This is a genomic window from Prolixibacter bellariivorans ATCC BAA-1284 (assembly GCF_000621705.1).
GTDB lineage: Bacteria > Bacteroidota > Bacteroidia > Bacteroidales > Prolixibacteraceae > Prolixibacter > Prolixibacter bellariivorans.
The window spans coordinates 141,685-159,868 of record NZ_JHXO01000012.1 but is presented as its reverse complement, the minus strand read 5'-3'; the positions used below and the strand labels follow the sequence as shown (position 1 = coordinate 159,868).

19 protein-coding genes are annotated in these 18,184 nt (G+C 40.4%); 3 read left to right on the top strand and 16 right to left on the bottom strand.

Features of this window, described 5'->3' with window-relative positions; translation table 11 throughout:
- Positions 1–4: 4 nt before the first annotated feature.
- From T426_RS0117090 to T426_RS0117010, 14 genes are all read right to left on the bottom strand, one after another.
- Complete coding sequence (locus T426_RS0117090; RefSeq protein WP_025864916.1) at positions 5–412, bottom strand: GFA family protein; 408 nt, start codon at positions 410–412, stop codon at positions 5–7.
- A 196-nt stretch (positions 413–608) separates the two neighbouring features.
- Positions 609–947 carry a lipocalin family protein gene (locus tag T426_RS0117085; RefSeq protein ID WP_025865459.1) on the bottom strand — a complete coding sequence of 113 codons (339 nt, stop codon included), beginning with the start codon at positions 945–947 and terminating at the stop codon, positions 609–611.
- A gap of 28 nt (positions 948–975) precedes the next feature.
- A complete protein-coding gene (locus T426_RS0117080) occupies positions 976–1,239 on the bottom strand; it encodes a hypothetical protein (RefSeq protein WP_153637625.1) in 264 nt (87 codons plus the stop codon).
- Between the two features lie 136 nt (positions 1,240–1,375).
- Positions 1,376–1,657 carry a hypothetical protein gene (locus tag T426_RS0117075; protein WP_025865461.1) on the bottom strand — a complete coding sequence of 94 codons (282 nt, stop codon included), beginning with the start codon at positions 1,655–1,657 and terminating at the stop codon, positions 1,376–1,378.
- Between the two features lie 221 nt (positions 1,658–1,878).
- Positions 1,879–3,144 (bottom strand): NAD(P)/FAD-dependent oxidoreductase, encoded by a 1,266-nt coding sequence (locus T426_RS0117070; RefSeq protein ID WP_025865462.1) that lies wholly within the window; start codon positions 3,142–3,144, stop codon positions 1,879–1,881.
- Positions 3,145–3,297: 153 nt separating this feature from the next.
- Positions 3,298–3,747 (bottom strand): GyrI-like domain-containing protein, encoded by a 450-nt coding sequence (locus T426_RS0117065; RefSeq protein ID WP_025865463.1) that lies wholly within the window; start codon positions 3,745–3,747, stop codon positions 3,298–3,300.
- Positions 3,748–3,930: 183 nt separating this feature from the next.
- A complete protein-coding gene (locus T426_RS24120; protein WP_025865464.1) occupies positions 3,931–4,938 on the bottom strand; it encodes a hypothetical protein in 1,008 nt (335 codons plus the stop codon).
- A gap of 237 nt (positions 4,939–5,175) precedes the next feature.
- Entirely contained in the window at positions 5,176–5,583 is a 408-nt protein-coding gene (locus T426_RS0117050; protein ID WP_027586015.1) for a hypothetical protein, read from the bottom strand.
- 6 nt (positions 5,584–5,589) lie between these two features.
- A complete protein-coding gene (locus tag T426_RS0117045; protein WP_025865466.1) occupies positions 5,590–5,868 on the bottom strand; it encodes a hypothetical protein in 279 nt (92 codons plus the stop codon).
- 146 nt (positions 5,869–6,014) lie between these two features.
- Positions 6,015–6,929 carry a TolB-like translocation protein gene (locus tag T426_RS25270; protein ID WP_025865467.1) on the bottom strand — a complete coding sequence of 305 codons (915 nt, stop codon included), beginning with the start codon at positions 6,927–6,929 and terminating at the stop codon, positions 6,015–6,017.
- 463 nt (positions 6,930–7,392) lie between these two features.
- Positions 7,393–7,737 (bottom strand): hypothetical protein, encoded by a 345-nt coding sequence (locus tag T426_RS0117030; protein ID WP_025865469.1) that lies wholly within the window; start codon positions 7,735–7,737, stop codon positions 7,393–7,395.
- Positions 7,738–7,934: 197 nt separating this feature from the next.
- Positions 7,935–8,387 (bottom strand): hypothetical protein, encoded by a 453-nt coding sequence (locus tag T426_RS0117025; protein ID WP_025865471.1) that lies wholly within the window; start codon positions 8,385–8,387, stop codon positions 7,935–7,937.
- A gap of 171 nt (positions 8,388–8,558) precedes the next feature.
- The gene (locus tag T426_RS0117015; protein ID WP_025865473.1) at positions 8,559–9,086 is read right to left on the bottom strand and encodes a hypothetical protein; all 528 of its coding nucleotides are present in this window, start codon (positions 9,084–9,086) and stop codon (positions 8,559–8,561) included.
- A gap of 269 nt (positions 9,087–9,355) precedes the next feature.
- A complete protein-coding gene (locus T426_RS0117010; RefSeq protein WP_025865474.1) occupies positions 9,356–10,270 on the bottom strand; it encodes a carboxypeptidase-like regulatory domain-containing protein in 915 nt (304 codons plus the stop codon).
- 2,196 nt (positions 10,271–12,466) lie between these two features.
- Here T426_RS0117010 and T426_RS0117005 point away from each other — a divergent pair.
- Positions 12,467–13,129, top strand: a complete 663-nt coding sequence (locus tag T426_RS0117005; RefSeq protein ID WP_025865475.1) for a CPBP family glutamic-type intramembrane protease — start codon at positions 12,467–12,469, stop codon at positions 13,127–13,129.
- A gap of 593 nt (positions 13,130–13,722) precedes the next feature.
- Here T426_RS0117005 and T426_RS0117000 read toward each other — a convergent pair.
- Complete coding sequence (locus T426_RS0117000; protein ID WP_027586014.1) at positions 13,723–14,655, bottom strand: magnesium transporter CorA family protein; 933 nt, start codon at positions 14,653–14,655, stop codon at positions 13,723–13,725.
- Between the two features lie 476 nt (positions 14,656–15,131).
- On the opposite strand from T426_RS0117000, the gene T426_RS0116995 reads away from it, so the two are divergent.
- Positions 15,132–16,850, top strand: a complete 1,719-nt coding sequence (locus T426_RS0116995) for an amino acid permease (RefSeq protein ID WP_036985485.1) — start codon at positions 15,132–15,134, stop codon at positions 16,848–16,850.
- Between the two features lie 67 nt (positions 16,851–16,917).
- Entirely contained in the window at positions 16,918–17,775 is an 858-nt protein-coding gene (locus T426_RS0116990; RefSeq protein ID WP_025865476.1) for a fumarylacetoacetate hydrolase family protein, read from the top strand.
- A 12-nt stretch (positions 17,776–17,787) separates the two neighbouring features.
- Here T426_RS0116990 and T426_RS0116985 read toward each other — a convergent pair whose 3' ends face one another.
- Positions 17,788–18,051 carry a hypothetical protein gene (locus T426_RS0116985; RefSeq protein ID WP_025865477.1) on the bottom strand — a complete coding sequence of 88 codons (264 nt, stop codon included), beginning with the start codon at positions 18,049–18,051 and terminating at the stop codon, positions 17,788–17,790.
- Positions 18,052–18,184 lie beyond the last annotated feature (133 nt).

The following is an 18,184-nucleotide window of genomic DNA, read 5'->3' as shown; positions in this document are numbered from 1 at the left end:
ATATTTAATTATCTGTTGGAAATCGTTCGAATTTCTTAAACGTATGCAGCGATTCATCCCAATTCGCTTTCTTTGAAATGAAGATATGACCATCTGGTATTTTGTCCAGTTTAGTATCTAAACTCCCTGCAGGTACCACTAAAAGCTTGCCTTCCATTTGTAAATTAGGAAGTGCCGAACCGCAAGTTGTGCAAAATGCTTTTACATGGTCCGTGTTCGCTAGGTGAAAAGTCTTAACTTCTTCTTCACCTTTTATCCATTCAAGTTTTGCTGTTGTCGAAAATAAATTAGCTGCATGAGCGGAACCCGTGTCTTTCCTGCAGTAACCACAATGGCATAAATAAAAATCTTCGAAGTTGCCTACCACCCTAAATTGAACAGTCCGACATAAACATGAACCTAAATATTCCATCGGTTAATACCTCCTTTTTTTAATTTCTTAATCCAATAAAAATGGTTCTCCATTGAAAACCTGAACAGTGGTAAAAATACAAAAAGTAGAGACGCCCAACCTGGGCGTCTCTACTTTTTGGGCGTCTTTGCTGCTTGCATTCAGAACCATAAGAACCGTTAGCACAGCAAAAAATGATATCGTTTTGGTTATGGTGTTATTTCTTTAAATAGATTTTACTTTCAAAATTTTCAATAACCAATTTTGTTTTTGAAAGTTTAAGAATTTTATAATGCGCATCCTGTTGTCCGACATTTAGTGTTATCAGGTTTTGGTTTTCGTCAAAAGACCATGTTCCGCTTTTAACCAAGTCGCCTTTACCTGCCTCGAATACACCCTCTTGCTTAAAAGACATTCTATCAATGGTATGGTCCTGTTTCCTGGTTTTCGTATTGATGATTTTTGAAACTTTCCAGTTTCCCAGTAATTCTGTTGGAGGTGTGAAAGACGTTAATGTCAAAAAGCTGATCAGGAGAAGCAAAGATAATTTTTTCATAGAGATAGTTGATTACAGTTTTCGGCAACTAATTTAGAAAATAAAAAAGGAATAGAGAATCCGCATGGATTTTCCGGGCACGGATGGTCACCATTCGTCTGTATTGGTTGATGATGACACCCAATATGCCGGGATGCCATTTTTGTGATGCATGGGCGGTGCGTGATGGGGTGGTGGAGACGCCCGATTCGGGCGTCTCTACGTTCATTATATCATCATTCGCATTGGTATCCGTTTTATCATCCACCACATCCCCGAAATAACATTCCCGGTGTTTCGTACAAATCGTCACGAAATACAGGGCATTCGAACCATCATCCCAATGGGACAAAACATGCAGAGGGTATTCGGTATGTATTCCGGAATGTATCGGTCATGGCAAGTGAACGGTTGGCCCCCAGGAGGTGATGGTCCGTTGGAATTCGTCTTTATTTCTTCATCCATTTTGCTCCAATGCTTTCTCTTTCCGCACAAACTCCTTCTGGCATACTTGCTAATTCATTTATTGAGCCATCAATATCTGTTGCTTCCTCCAAGCTTATTATTTTAATCTCTTCTTCTGAGTGTCCATTTGCACCGCATGAAAATTCCCAACTTGAATCATCATCATGGCTGACAAATAAAATTGGTTTGCTCTTTGTCATTACATGAACGCAAGTCAAACAGGCTGTATTCATTTCTTCTTCAAATTTGTATCGTGACTTGTCCATATTTTTAGAATCAAAAACTGACCTTTATTTAGTCTCGCCTACATTTTTTAATAGACGCACAACGGTTAGTATATGAAAAAGCAGGCGATTTCGAAGCACGAAACGCTCGATTAAGCACAAGCTTTGATAAGAGCCAAAATTATTGATTTGCTAATGTTTCGCCTATTTTTCATATACATTGTTATGCCCTTTTATTACTCTCTTATTTTCTTTTTTATACGCTATATAATAGTATGGTCGCCAACGATTTCAGAAATTGGCATTCCCCAACTTGGAATTTTTCCACCTAATGTTTCATACATTGTTTTGAAACCCATTTTTAAAATATATGGGGTATATCCCATTTTTAAGATACTTGTATTTCCTCCATACCATTCATCCGTGTGCATATAGAAACCCTTCTGATTTCCCAAATCGCCAAAACATATAACCATTTGATGTAAAGGTTTTATTTCTTCAGTATTACCCAATATGTCTTTAGCAATTACTTTAGAAGCTATTTCACACTCCGTATGACCCAATGAACCTAATTTAGGAATTGTAACTGCCGCTGCATCTCCAACCGCAAATATTTCTGGATAATCAGGATTTCTCATATGTAAATCAGTTACTACAAAACCTTGGTCATCCACAAACGGAAGTCCTTTCATAAAACTGTGAGGTTCCCAATTAGGAAAAATTATTTTCATTTCAGCCTCTAAACTTGTTCCGTCTTTAAACTCTATAGCATCTTTTGTTAATCTTTTTATACCAACCGTCCCTTTTTTGTAGCCATAACCCATTCCTGAAACCATAGGTAATAATTCACCTAAAATCCTTTCACCTGCATCTTCTGCTATAACTTCACCTGGTGTAAAAAGGGTGATGTTTTTTGCGTTTCCTTTTTTATGTTTTTCTAACCAATCTGCTAATGAAAACGCAAGTTCAACTGTTGGTCCTTCGCACGCAGCTAATGCCGTTGGCATTTTCGGAAGTTTAGGACTTTGACCTTGAATAAATCTGTCAGAGCCAATTGCAATGTGCCCACCTTTGTATTCATTATGTAAATAATTACGGACTTTGTTTCCATAAAATGTATCTGAGAAAGTATGACCAAATTCAGCAAATCCTTCAATTTCATCAAAAGCTAGTTTACAACCGATAGCAATAACTAAATAGTCATAGGTCATTGATTCTTGAGCAGAACCTTCTCTTTCATTTGGTGTAAAATACACAGTTTTATTATCAGCATCGATATTCTCAACTTCTGCCTGGATAAAAGAACTGCCATCAGATTTTAAATGTTTTTGAAATGGAAATTCCATAGTGTCCTCTGGGTTGTGATTATTAAAGACCTCAATAGGAATATTTGGAATAAAATTGATGTAATTTTTTCGGTCAATTACTGTGATTTCAGCTGCTTTCTCCAATTCCTTGTGTAAGTAGCGTGAGACTGTAAGTCCGGCAAAATTGCAACCCAATACGAGTATTTTCTTTGTTTCTTTCATTTTTCTTGTACTTTATTAGTTATAATGTATGTTTTTTCAAGGTTGTGCTTAACGGTGCGTGTATGATTTCGGCGCGAAAAATCGGCCAAGATTTTTCGGGATACAGAAATCGGACTCGCGCTGAATTATACACATTGTTAGCGGCTGGTGTTTTTATTTTGTCGCAATATAGATTTCAACTTCTGAATTTTCTCCGTTTTGAGAATTTTGGCCATAAACTTCGAAGTCGTAAGTATATTTTCGATTAAGTTCTTTATCTCTTTGCCAAATATTTATCCAAGTATTCAGTACAGCATTTGGCATTTCTCCTTTAGCAATAAATTTTTGAAAATTTTCTTTTTCAAATTCTCGTCCAATCAATCCGTTTGGGATTTGGTCAAGTGTTGAAACTGGAATGCCAATTATGGTAGTGTACTCATCTGTATAATCACTTTTATAATCTGTGTAGATGGTCATGATGTTGCTCGAAATTTTGTTCGGAACCTTGTCAAAAACGTTCTCCGAAAAGAATTTGTTCCAAAGGTTTCCCAAATCTTGTTGAGATTGGTTATTTTTATTTGTAGTTCGGACAGAAATTCCAATTATTTTAAATCCTTTTGTCATATTAGTTTTGTTTTCAATTTATAATCTCATCACTGTTATTATTCGATATGTGTTAGAGTTTATCGTTATTCAAGATTTCTATTTTGAAGAGTGTCTTATTCACTTGCCGCTAACGTTCTGTGTATGGGGCGTTGCCGACCGAAGGGAGGCTATGGCCTATACACCTTGTTGTATGTAGTGTATTTACTCAAAATTAGTATTCGCATAATCATTAAAACTCTTAAATTCCTGAGGGAAAGTATTGTTGACAAATTCATATTCCCAAAGCTCCATATATCTAATACCTATTGTTTGTGCTTGTTCAAAAATAGTTGTGTAGTCGTTATTTTCAAATCTTGAAGGTTGGTCGGACCTCCCGATTGCCTGTGAATAAATATCTCCAGGGAAATCAATTAACGCATTTACTAAATTAGGCTGATAAATATTTTTCCCGGAAATCCACCACATTGCAACACCGACTCTATGATTTAAAGAAGGCTCATTCCATAAGTCTGTCATTATTCTGTTAGGAATTGAAGTATCTCCCATTATGTCGTGGACTTCAACAGCTATTGCCTTTTTGGTAAAAGCATTTGCAAATATCCGGGCTGTTTCTTTTACACCATTAACCCAATTATCTGAAGTTAGTCCGGCCTCTAGAAGCTCATCTGTTGTTACACCATTAAAATGACCTTCTATACCATTTGCGGTCATTTGTGGAACATATACTAAAACCAAATCTTCATCTTCATTATATTCATTCGAAAGTGCTTCCGCAAGCAGTGTTAGTCTTTCATTAACTCTAGTGTCCCAAATTTTAGGGATTCGTTTTACTGTATTATTGATTCCATTTATTTCAAAATAATCAGCTTTAATAGATTCTGTCAACCATAAAGGACTATCTCCACCAGCCAGAATACCAAGACTCCACTTTAAATTTCTCCCTTTAATAATTTCGCGAAATTGCTCTATGCTTGAAAAGTCATAAATCCCTTTATTTGGTTCTATTTCACTCCATTTTACTCGAATTAAGGAACCATTAACTTGATTATTATCTAAAGCAGTTTCATTTCCAAAAGAACTAGTATAAAGTCCTTTAGGCTTTGTGATGTCTGTAGTATTATTTGAATTTTCAAGAATAGAATTATTATCATCTGAATTACAAGAAAACAAAAGTATTATTATAAGAAAAGTTAAGTTGTATTTACACATGCTTAGTGTTTGAATTAGTTGTTTAATTTTAGACTTCGAAAATAATTTAAGGTTTAATCAGCATTACATACAACGGTCACTTGTAAGTTGTCGGGGCGGATTTCGGAGCTCGTTCATGTCCGAAGGACACGGAACTGCGAAACGAGAATTGAGCTTGCGAAATCGGCGAAGCCAATCCGCAGTTGGCGTACCACCGAACCCCGCCCTGCAATATGTACTTTGTTGTGGGTAGTTTTTTCATTTTAGCATCCATTGCAGTCCGAAAATTCCAGCGATAGTCAGTATTAGTAGCAAGAAATTAAAAATATAATCGCCGACAAACATTCCTCGACCATCTGTAAAATCAAAATTTGAAGCATATGTCGAAACTGGTTCTCTTCCTGTGTCTTTTTTGTAAAAATACCTCAATGTCTGGTAGATACTAAAGAATATAAGAGGGCTAAACATAAATACGTAAAGTATTGTCTCAATTTTATACAAAACTCCTAAAAGCCCAAAAACTCCAATTATTGCAATTATGCTTGAAACAATAAATGAAAACTTAATCCCTTTAGTATCTCTAACAATTCGATAGTAAGCGAAAGGCGTTGAAATCAATAATACGCATATGCCTAAAACAATCATTATGAATATTGGTATTTTCATCAAATTTTAGTCTTTTAATTGATTAGGATATTCTGAAAGATATAAGTCAAATCCTTTATCTGCCATCATTTTCATTAGTTTAGAATCAATTACAGCTCCACCTCCAGTAGAATCGGGCTGAATGTCAAATCCAATATCAATCACATATTCATCTTTTTGCAGTAATTTTGCTTCGCTCTCTAACCATTTCCCAAGTCCTGCAATTTGGTTAGGTAAATCCCAAACACCGTCGCAAATCCAAGCAATTTCTTCAGTCGTTTTTTGTCTATAAATTTTTATCGGCATATTCTGTTTTGCTCTTTTTTAAAATTACCCACAACGGTCATCTGTAAGTTGTCGTTGCGGATTTCGGAGAGCGTTCTTGTCCGAAGGACACGGAACTGCGAAACGAGAATCCAGCGAACGACACCGCACGACCCCCGCAATGCAATTTACAATTTGTTACCAGTAGTTTTTTTATTTTTAATATCATCTATAATCTTTGAACTAATCCAAAAAATATCATCATAATTATTGTCTGTTGCTCTGGTGAAAAAGAATATCTGACCATTTTCTGATATTTTAGGGAATCTTTCTTGTTTGTTCGTGTTTATTTTATTTCCCATATTAATTGGCTCACTCCAATTATTATCATTGTCTTTAAAGCTGATATACAAATCCCCGTAATTGTCTTTACTGCCTGGTCTGTTTGAGGAAAAAATCAAAAAAGTTTCATCGGGTGAAATGTAAGGTGTCCAGTCAAAGAATTTAGAATTGATTTCCTTGGGTAGAAGCTCTGGGATTTCATATCCATTTGAATTTTGGATTGCTCTATAAATACCCATATTATTTTCGACACTGTCTTTGAATCCGACAAAATAAATTGTTCCAGATTTAGTAATTGTCGGCGAAGCCGCAAATTTTGTGTGTTTCGAAAAATTCAAACATTGAGGTTGAGTCCATATTGAATCTTTTTTTTCAACAGTCCACAAATCATTTACTATTTCGTTAGTCTTTTCACTTCCTGAAGGTCTATTTGAATAGAATAAAAGTTTATCATGTTCTATCCAAATTGGACTACCATTTGAATAATCTTTAGAGAAGTCTGCTACTTTGGTTTTACCAGATTTTAAGTCCAAAAGCAAAATAAGCTGTCTTGGACTCTCGGGTTGTGGTCTTTCCCACATTGACCAACATATTATTTGATTTTCATTATTAATGGAAGGACTGCTGTGTTCATGATTTTTTGTTGAAATGGAGTTTGGTAAAAAAATCAGAGCAGTATCTAAAGGCGGGGTCAAGTCAATTTGCCCAAAGACTAATTTTGGTATAAAAAACAACAATATTTTGATTCCTAATTTCATCATTGTACGCTCGTCAAAATTACTGGTAACGGTCACTTGTATATGGTCGGGCGGTCCCGATGTACATCGGGGCTGTCAGACCCGCAGGAAAGTGGGCGCAAGGTCTGACTTGTCAGACCGCTAAAACCCTCGCCTGCCATATACAATTTGTTATGCACTGGCTTTTTCTTTTCCTTTCTCTAAAATTAGTAGAGATAGTATCACAACTCCAAGCAAAGGGAAAAACAAAGTAGCTATACATGTTAAAACAATATTTTTCAAGTTTTCTTTTCTAAAATCAATTATCAATAGAATAATGATAATCAATCGAATTAGATATGTTACGTAATTAGGTATTGAACTAGCCAGAGCATATGTTTCATGATTGCTTATATCAAACAATAAGTTTTGAACATAAAACCAAGGCATCCCAAATAAGGACGAAATAATCAATAAGATTATATACTTATTTAATACTTTTAGTAAATCAGTCATATGTGTTAGCTGTAATTATGTTTAATTTCTGTTGTGCCACTATGAAAAGAAAGAAAATTACTCCTAATAAACTTGAAAAGAAGGTCAATATCAATAATGGAATTGACTTTATATTTTCTTTATTCATTTCTTTCGTTAACAGAATTATGAAAACGACATTTATCAAGTAATCCAAAGCAGAAATTAAGTAACCATTGCCTAAAGTTGAAGTTCCTCCACCAGGCAATTCAGTTGTTAATAAATTTGGCCAGACTGTCAGAATAATACCAGTCAATAAGTGAGAGAGTATTATTGCTGAAATTAGCAAGATGGAATACTTTTTAATCAGTCGTTTCATATTATTTGTCTGTGTTTTTTAAGCTTGTGCATAACGGTTGGTACATGTTGTCGGGGCGGATTTCGGAGAGCGTTCCTGTCCGAAGGACACGGAACTGCGAAACGAGAATTGAGCTTGCGAAATCGGCGAAGCCAATCCGCAGTTGGCGAACCACAAAACCCCGCCCTGCAATATGTACTGTGTTAGCGTTTCGTTTTTTATTTTTTTATAATTACCATCAAACAAAAAAGCCCTAACGAGAAAAAGATAATGGTTGGAATAAACACAAACGAAAATCCTGTTTTTCCAATTTGAATTATCCCTTGATTGTCAATTTCATGGTCTGTCATAAATTCGTCAGATTCTGTTTTATAAACTTTTATGATTTGTCCAATCTGATGTTTGTCAAAATCTCCTTTACTAACTTTAATTTCTTTTTCATCTTCTGTCCCTATAATTTTCCCTTTAAAATTTAAGTCAGGGAAACTCTGTACGTTTTCTTTTTTATTGTATTTGTCCTCTATTCGAAATTTGATTGGATTAGTCAAATCCAACTTATTGTATAAAATTGTTGAAGTTATTGCATCTTGTCCACCAAAATAAGTCACTACAAAAGACACAATCATTAATATGGAAAGTTTATTCTTGAATATTTTCAGTTTCTCAATCATGCTAATTTTTTGTCTTTCAAAATGAACGCTAACGGTTGGTACATGTTGTCGGGGCGGATTTCGGAGAGCGTTCCTGTCCGAAGGACACGGATCTGCGATGCGAGAATCCGTAGTTGGCGTACCACCAAACCCCGCCCTGCAATATGTACCGTGTTATCTGCTGTTTTTTCTTTAGTGAATATCATCTAACTCAAAAATTTCATTGGTTTTAATATCCAAAAAATACATGAACTGATAGAAATTATGTTTCTCATTTTTTAACCCTTTCATTACTTCTCCAAGTCCAGCGAAATAAATCTCATTGTCATAATTTTCGATTTGCGTTAAAAGTTTATTGATTTGCTGATAGTCACCAAACTCTAACGTTTGTCGAACATTGAATATGATTCCTTTTTTGTCCACGAGGCTATTTAATTTAGTCCATTTGACAAGAGGTTTTTCTACTGTCCGAAATATATTTTTTTTATATTCTTTAGGATATTCTTGTAAGTCGTCAATGTGTATTGATTGTTTTACTTTAAGAATCCTTCCATAACTTATTGCTGTATCAAAAGTTTGCTCCTTCGTGATTTTATATTTTTTTGGTAATAGGTGAGAAGTCCTATTGCAAGATGTCATTAAAAGTAATAGTCCAAAGAGACAAATTTTATTAATCTGCGATTTAACAAAGATTCTATGTCTGATATTCTCTAAACTCATTTTGTTTCTATTTAAAATTGCAGATAACTAGTTTATATGTGTACTAAACCTACACTATATCTCCAATATGAGAGTGTTATGTGTACCTTTGGTATCTTATATCTTAGGCCTGTCAAGTAGTTTTTTAATATGCATCGGTTTGTTTTCATTTTGTTGGTTATTTAGGTACATCAAGGTATTAAATATTTTGATAAAACTTATTGTTCACCAAATAAAATCGATTGAATATCACACCAAAAGCCCCGCACTCCGCGGGGCTTTCTGGTAGCTTAATTTTTGGTGAGGGCAATGGTGAGGTCGGTGGTTTCGCCGGAGTTCACCACAATGTCGAGCAGTTTCTCGGTGTAACCGTACTTGCCGGCTTTCACCTGGTAGATGCCGGGCTGCAGCGACTTAATCCGGAAACCGCCTTTCCCGGCGCTCTTCTTTTGCACCGGAGCATGACCGTTCAGCGGCAGCAGCATCAGTTCAATCTCAACACCCGAAATCGCCTCCAGGCTCACCGCATCGAACACCTTCCCATTCACCGCCAGCGATTCGGTTCCCACTTCAATCACCTTGCGCGCATCCACATAACCCACATACAAATTGGCATTGCTGTTGCGCACAATTTCCATCAGGTTATCAATCTGCTTCAGCACACCATCGGTATCCCGGAACAACTGCTCCGTTTCGTTCGTTTGCCTCACTTGTGCGGTGATGCTGTCGCGTTTTAACGGAACCGCATTTTCGAACGCCTCGATTTTCCCCAGATACACCACCTGCGTTTCGGCAGTAATGCCAAAGGTGGCCAGCTCTTCGAGATGCGTTTCTGCGATGTCGTACAACTTTCGTGTGTTACCACGAAGATACGAATCGGAGTTGTACCGCAGCTTACTCTCGGTGTAGTACGTGTTCTTCAGTAGCTCGGGCCGGTTGTTCTGCCGGGCGTAGGAGCTCAGTCGACTCGATACTTCAAAGGCAGCCACCACCAGGTCCTCCTTCGTTTCCTGTTTGTAATCGGAAAGGCCGGTGGTATTGTTCGATTCGTTGGCCTCCGCTTTCATGATTTTCGCGATGTTCTCGTCTAACCGGGTCTGGTAGATAGCGAGATTGGGAAGCAGATTGACCGCTTCGCTGTTCTTTACCAGGAAGTTATTCACCACCTGGTACATTTTTAATTTCGCTTTTTTAAATAAATTCATATAAACGATATTAAAGGTTAATAAAACTTATACATGACAGGCCGTTATGCCTATATCATTCTGTATTGGCAGTGTACATTGATTTCATTTGGCACAATCGGGTCCCGGTCTTCATTGTGCTGATATGAAGTCATTTGTAGGGAGAAAAGTCTACTAGGAGACAGTCTTTTGCAAATAAAACGACGACCTAAAATGTTTATTGTGCTAATTATCTAAGCATGACCAATATATGATAAGTAAACTAGCCAAATGTTATCATACCACCTTTTCGGATGCCCGATAAATAAAGGGATTGCGTGCACAGTAACTTTCTGAAAAGTTTTTTAAATATTTTTGAATTATTTTGTATGTAGTTGTGTATGTGCATACATGTGAAAGGGTGTAAAAGGAACGACTTCTTAAAAAGGTTTCGAAAAGAGGGTTTCAGATTGAAGGTTACAGGTTACAGGTTTCATGTTTCAGGTTGTGCTTCGCAGTTGCTGTGGTTTCTATTATTTCTATTGTTTCTATTGTTGAAGAGTTAGAGAGTTTGATGCGGACTCATTTCAATCTGTAGTCTGTTGGCAGGCTGTCCCCCTTTGGAGGGGGAATTAAAGGGGGAGGATAATTTCCGGTCCCAAGTGATTATCCGGATTCATTGAGCAATCCTCCTCCGGCCTGTCGGCCACCTCCTCCAGAGGAGGACACGTTGCGAGCCGCAGGACTTTGATTAACAGTTGAGTCCCCAAATTTGCCGTCAGGCAAAAAGCGCGTAGGCCCGTCACAGTCGCCGGAGCCTTGTTGGCTTTGTGGGTAGGGCGGATCACTTTGACTTGTCACGATGTATATCGGGATTGGTACTTTTGTGTCAAGACAAAAGGACAAATAGAACTATCCTATAAAATTTAAACGCTCTTTAAGCAAGAGATTGCTTCGTCATTTCTCCTCGCAATGACGGAGAAAGTATCATGCTACTCACCCCATCCGTCCTACGTCCGGATTGCCCCTCTCTACGAGTAAAGAGGGGCCGGGCCGGCGCTCCAAACAAGGTTGATGAGAATTTTATCGTATGATGATTTTATGGAAGGAACTTGTTTGAAACGGTATCGTGAGCCCTCTCTATGTTAGAGAGGGTTGGTTGAGTAGATGACTCTATAAACGAACAGTTTACCGGCAAAAAGGATAGCGAGAGATGCCAGAGAAATCTTCGGTATTCACCTCGCAATGACGGAAAATAGGGACATTGCTACTCACCCCATCCGTCCTACGTCCGGATTGCCCCTCTCTACAAGTAAAGAGGGGCCGGGCTGGTGCTTCCAAACAAGATTGTTGAGAATTTCATCGCATAATGATTTTATGAAATGAACTTGTTTGAAACGGTATCGTGAGCCCTCTCTATGTTAGAGCCGGTTGGGTGAGTAGATGACTAGTTCAGAATAGGTGGCGGCTAATCCCTTCCCGGTTTACTTTTGTTTGGTGCGGTTTCGGACTAAAAGACCATCGGGAGAGAGCAGTTGCCAAAATACTATTCCCAACCCTTTCAAGGCTAAGTTTTTCCCTGTTTGTGATAATTTTTACCGCCCAAAGGCTAAAACTAGTTGGCGTAAGGCTAAATTCTGTCTGCTTCGGGCTAATTTTTGTTGACTCAAGGATAATTTCTTCTGTCGTAAGGCTAAATGTTAACTGCAAAAGGCTAAAATGTTCTGTCCAAAGGATAAATTTTATCGACGCAAGGCTAAAACTTGTTGTCAAAAGGCTAAAAGTTTCCGGCGTAAGGAACAGGTTAGTTGGCTCAAGGACTAGATTAATTGACTGAAGTCGTAGCTTAACCGACGTAAGGATAGCCACAACCGGCTCAGGGATGAGATGAGTTGACTCAAGACGTGCCGCAGTTGACTCGAGAGGAGGATTTCAGGCTACAAGTTTCAGGTTAAGGGGAGAGGTTTCTATTGTTACTGTGGTTAGGGAGTTTCAGGTTTCATGTTTCAGGTTGTGTTGCGCGGTTACTGTTGTTACTGTAGTTACTGTTGTTTCTATTGTTGGAAAGTTAGTAGTTTGAATTGTATTTAATGTAATGAATCATTAGATTCGTGAGCGCTTTTTTACCGGAGACAGATTTTAATAATGTTATTAACCTCATCTACCCAAGGTATCGGATGAAACGGTTCTGCCGTTTCGTGCCAACTCATATTTCGGGTAGCTTAATGACCAACAGAAATGTTAAAAGAGTTTTTTCGGTATCTAAAACATCCGGTATACATCAGGAAAGAACCGGTTGATGGACTACACTTCTTTCTGTTGGTTTTCTTCTATTTCATACTTGCCATTCCGGCGGCGATTTCTTCGAATATCTGTGTAAAGTTGGAAGGCTTAAGCAAGCCGGAATTCGACTCTCCGTTTTGGCAGCTGTTTATCATGGTAGTATTCCTGGCTCCGCTTTTCGAAGAAACCCTTTTTCGGATGTTGCTGCGTCCGCTGAAACAAAACTTGTGGGTTTTCTCCATTATCATCACGGGGCTTTCTGTTTCCCGCTTGATAAAGGGCGATATGATTCTTGGGATCATCTTTGCCGTTTTGGGAGTCGGTATTATTCCCTTCTTCTCATCGCCGTTGTACCGGAAGAAGCTGCAGCGCATTGTCGTTCGCTATTTTCCCTGGTTCTTTTATGCGAGTGTGATGGCATTCGGATTTATTCATGTCACGAACTTTCACCCCCTGAGTCTCCAGGTACTCCTGCTGGCACCGTTTATCACGTTGCCGCAGCTCATCATGGGGACTTTGCTGGGATTCGTCCGGATGAAGTATGGCATCATCTATTCCATGGTGTTTCACTCCACCATCAATCTGATTGGGTTTATGCTTTCCGGTGCGCATTTGTAGCTTCGCGGTTGCTCTTGTTACTATCGTTTCTATTGTTAGAGAGTTACAGGTTTCGAAAGAGCCTGTTCCGGCAAACGTCGGAGACAAAGCAATCTCTCGAAAGCAGCATCCAACAATGGTTATCTTTAACTGTTATAACTACCTGGATTCATTGAGTAATCCTTCTTCGAAGGAGAACACACGCGGGCTAGAGTTCCCCAGTTAACAGTTGAGTCCCCAAATTTGCCGTCAGGCAAAGCGCGGGCTGGCCGGTCAAAGTCGCCCGGGCAGGAGGGAGCGGGAATGATCTTGTGCGGGTATTCAGGGATGTGGGTTAGAAAAGACAAAATCATGACGCGGGCAGAAGGATCACTTTGACTTGTCCTTTTCGTTCTTTTGGGGCAAGCCAAAAGGACAAACAGAAAATGAAATAAACTATCAGGTACCCTTGATACCAGAGATTGCTTCGTCACTCCTATGTTATTCCTCGCAATGACGAGAAGAAGAGCATTCCCAATTTGTTGGGAGGAACATAAAATAAAAAAAAAGAGGCCTCGTTTTCAGGACCTCTTCATTGTTCATTTCTCATTGCTAACTATTCATTGACTTGAGCATTAAAACCATTTCCGTTTCCGGAACATGACGATGCCGATGTAGGCCGCCAGGCCGGAGAAGAACAGGATGGCCGGGAACGCCCAGGCCGAGTTCTCCATAAAGTTGGGAACGTTCATGCCATACAAGCTGGCAATCAAGGTCGGGATCATCAAGATGATGGAGATGGAGGTCAACTGCTTCATCACCACGTTCAGGTTGTTGGAGATAACCGATGCAAAGGCGTCCATCATGCCGCTCTGGATGTCGGAGTATATCTGCGCCATGTCGATGGCCTGTTTATTCTCAATCACCGCATCCTCCAGCAAGTCTTCGTTTATTTCATTGATGGTGTTTCGCCGCGAATTCTTCAGCTTCGTCAGTACAATTTCGTTCGAACGGAGGGAGGTGATGAAGAAGACCAGGCATTTCTCCATTTTCAGCAATTTAGTCAACTCCTTGTTCCGGATCGATTCCTCCAGGTCGGTTTCAATCAGCGTGGTTTGCTGGTTGATGTATTTCAGGTACCGCAAATAAGTACTGGCCGACCGCAGGAACAATTTCAGGATGAAATTCAGTTCATCGTTCACCTGCTGGTAAGGCTCGCGGTAAAGCGATGGCTGGTGCGAAGGCAATACTTCGTTTTGCACGGAACAAAGGGTGATGGTGACGTCCTTGGTCATGAATACGCCCAGTGGAGCCGTGTAAAAAGGCACACCGTTATTGGGATTTTCGATGGGGATACGTAGAATTACCAGTGACCAATCATCATCATTTTCCAAACGCGGACGCTCATCCACGTCAAGAATATCCTTGATAATGTCATCGGGCATGTTGTACTGGTCACGTAGCGCAGTGATTTCGTCGGGTGTTGGATTGGTCACATTAATCCAGCATCCTTTTTCTGCCTGGGGTAGCTCAACGTAACCGCCAAAGCTTCTGAAGATTTTAATCATGTTTCGTGCCTCCTTATTTTTTTCATTAAGAAAGGCACAGACTGTCTGCCCTCTCTTAGTGCGAGGTTATACCAAATTCCTGTCTATGATACGGGCCATCGTCCATATGATACTTGTTGCTTTGTTTTTGCGCTGCAAATGTAGGAAACTATTTGGCAAGAAACCTTATTCGCGGCAGGAAATCTCTTTAAGAAGAGCTTTGAATCGGTTTATCTGGCTGGGAAATAGTGTCCGACAGAGGTCAATTTATGTGTGGGTGATGCATTGAGGTCTCCTCTGACTTAATGAAATAGAAAAATGGACGATTCCCCTACCGGGAAGGATGTCATGTTGTAAAAAACAGAAGAAATTAAATTATAAATAACGCAAAAAAGGGGGGGGGAACTGACGATATGTTTATTTTTACCGGCAAAATTCTTAAAAACAGAACTTGAATATAGTCTGATTGGTGAAGCACGTAAGCAAATTTGATTGATATGGATATAAACCCCCTATTTCGCAAAAAACCGGTTGCATTGATTATGAAAGATGCTGCGGGCAGCGAAAAAGAGACACAAATGCGGCGCAATTTGTCGGTAACGGATTTAACGGCTTTTGGTATTGCCGCTATTGTTGGAGCAGGAATTTTTAGTACCATCGGAACAGCAGCGTCACAGGGTGGCCCTGCTGTTTCGCTGTTATTTATATTTACAGCGCTCGCCTGTGGTTTTAGTGCCATGAGTTATGCTGAGTTTGCGTCGTCCATTCCCATCAGCGGAAGCGCTTATACTTATGCCTATGCCAGTTTTGGTGAGCTGGTTGCCTGGATTATTGGCTGGGATTTGATTATGGAATATGCGGTGGGAAACATTGCTGTGGCGATTTCATGGTCGGGCTATTTTACCGGCCTGGTTCGTGGACTGGGCATCCATATCCCGGAGTTTTTGAGTGTCGATTACCTGAGTGCCATGCGCGGTCATGCCGAAGCGTTGAAAGCGTTGGCTGGTGGTCAGACACTCGACCAGTTAAGCTTTCATTTGCAGGAAACGTACCTGGCCTGGCTGCACGCACCGAAGATTGGCGACTTCCGCCTCATTGCCGATATACCGGCCCTGGCCATCGTGTTGTTTATCTCGTACATGGTCTATCGCGGCATTCGCGAAGCCAAAATTACCAGTAACCTGCTTGTCCTGCTAAAACTGGTCATCCTGATGGTGGTGATTGGTGTGGGATCGTTTTATGTGAATCCAGGTAACTGGAGTCCGTTTGCACCCAACGGAATTGGCGGTGTACTAAAAGGCATTTCAGGAGTTTTCTTTGCCTACATTGGCTTCGATGCGATTTCCACAACAGCCGAAGAGTGTAAGAATCCGCGTCGTGATTTGCCCCGTTCCATGATTTATGCCCTGATTATTACGACAATATTATATGTAACGCTCGCCCTGGTGATTACGGGAATGGTTTCCTATAAAAACCTGGCCGTGAGCGACCCGCTGGCGTATGTGTTCCATAAAAATCACCTCGAAGCCCTTTCGGGGATTATTGCGCTGGGAGCCGTGATTGCCATGGGAAGTGTGATGCTGGTTTTCCAGGTTGGTCAGCCGCGCATCTGGATGAGTATGAGCCGCGATGGCCTGTTGCCACCCCGTTTCTCGAAATTGCATAAACGGTTCAGAACGCCTGGCTTTGCGACCATCGTGGCCGCAACCATCGTAGCCATTCCGGCGTTGTTCATGAATCTCACGGAGGTGACCGATTTGACCAGTATTGGAACGCTGTTTGCTTTTGTGCTCGTTTCCGGTGGTATTATTATCATGAACCCACGTGGAAAAGACAAGGGAGAGGGCGGTTTTCGGATTCCCTATTTTAACAGCCGCTGGTTTTTGTTGCCGGTATGGGCCATTGTCCTTATCGTGATGTTTGCCACCAGTAAGAGCGCAATTACCTTGTCGACTATCGAGGGAATCGAGTGGCCGGAGTGGATATTTGTTATCGTGGCTGTCGTCCTTACCGTTGCTGCTATTTGGAGGCAGTGGACCATTATTCCGGTTATCGGATTACTAATCAATCTTTTCCTTATGTCGGAGTTGGGGGTTACCAACTGGATGCGTTTTGTGATTTGGCTGGTTATCGGTCTGGTACTGTATTTTTCATATGGTACAAAGAAGAGCCGGTTGCGTAACATGGATATTCAGGAAACTGTTAAAGAATCCTGAATTCGATAGTTAGCTGCTTCATTTCCAGTAAATTTTTTGTTTCTTATGATGAGTAAAAGTGGTAGCTATGAAATTGATTCGTTTTGGAGAACGCGGCAAAGAGAAGCCGGGCATTTTGATTAATGGGGAGAGGTATGATTGTTCGGCCCGGTTCAACGACTGGGATCGCGCCTTTTTTCAGCATGGTGGATTAAATCTGCTGCAAAAACTGGTAGAAGAAGAGGGTGATAAACTGCCGAAGGTGAATCCACACGAAAGGTGGGCGAGTCCGGTAGCCCGTCCCGGTGCCATTGTGTGTGCCGGCCTGAACTACGCCGATCATGCGAAAGAGGCGAACATGCCAGTTCCTTCGGAACCCATCATTTTCACGAAAGCAACCAATACCTTGTCCGGCCCTTACGACCCGGTAGTGATTCCGCCCGGTAGCACGAAAACGGACTATGAAATTGAGCTGGCTATTGTTTTAGGAAAGAATGCGCTCTACCTGAAGGATGAAGCTGCGGCATACGAATGTATTGCCGGTTATAGCATTGCGAACGATGTGTCGGAGCGGGAATTTCAACTCGAAAGAGGAGGGCAGTGGGTGAAAGGAAAATCCTCGCCGGGCTTTACACCGATGGGACCATTTATGGCCTTCCGTGATGATATTGCGGAATCACGCAATATGGATTTACAACTGACCGTGAACAACAGCATTCGCCAGATAGGCAATACACAGACGATGATATTCCATCCGTCGAGCCTGATTTGGTATATATCGCAATACATGCAACTGGAAGCCGGCGATGTTATCCTGACCGGAACACCTCCCGGTGTGGGAATGGGAATGAACCCGCCACAATACCTTGAAAACGGAGACAAGGTGGAATTAACCATCGAGGGCCTGGGAACCCAGAAGCAGGTGTTTGTCGATTATACTTCGTAAACTAGTGCTGTCTCAGCGAAAAATCAGGAAGAGAATAAAACAAACCAGTGCCACATTAATGGAGAGTATCCACAGGTAAAACAATCGGCCTGTTTTGCCCTTTTCCTCCCGTGTCAACTGTTTGTAGTGCTTCACGTACGAAAAGATAAACAGGTTGATGAACCCAAAGTGTTTTCGTTTATGGATACGCTCATTCACATAGTCGAAAATAAAAATGGCTGATGCGACGTAGCCGATGACGGCTCCCAAACCGATAATTATGAGTGCGATTTCCATGACGTTTGTGGTTATTCAGAACATATATTCGAAGTAGTTAGATAAAAGAAAGTTACATATCTTTTCGTCTTTGTGTCAAGAGAATGAGGTGTTAGGCCCTGAATGGTTTTCGGATCATTCCAACGGTGCTTGA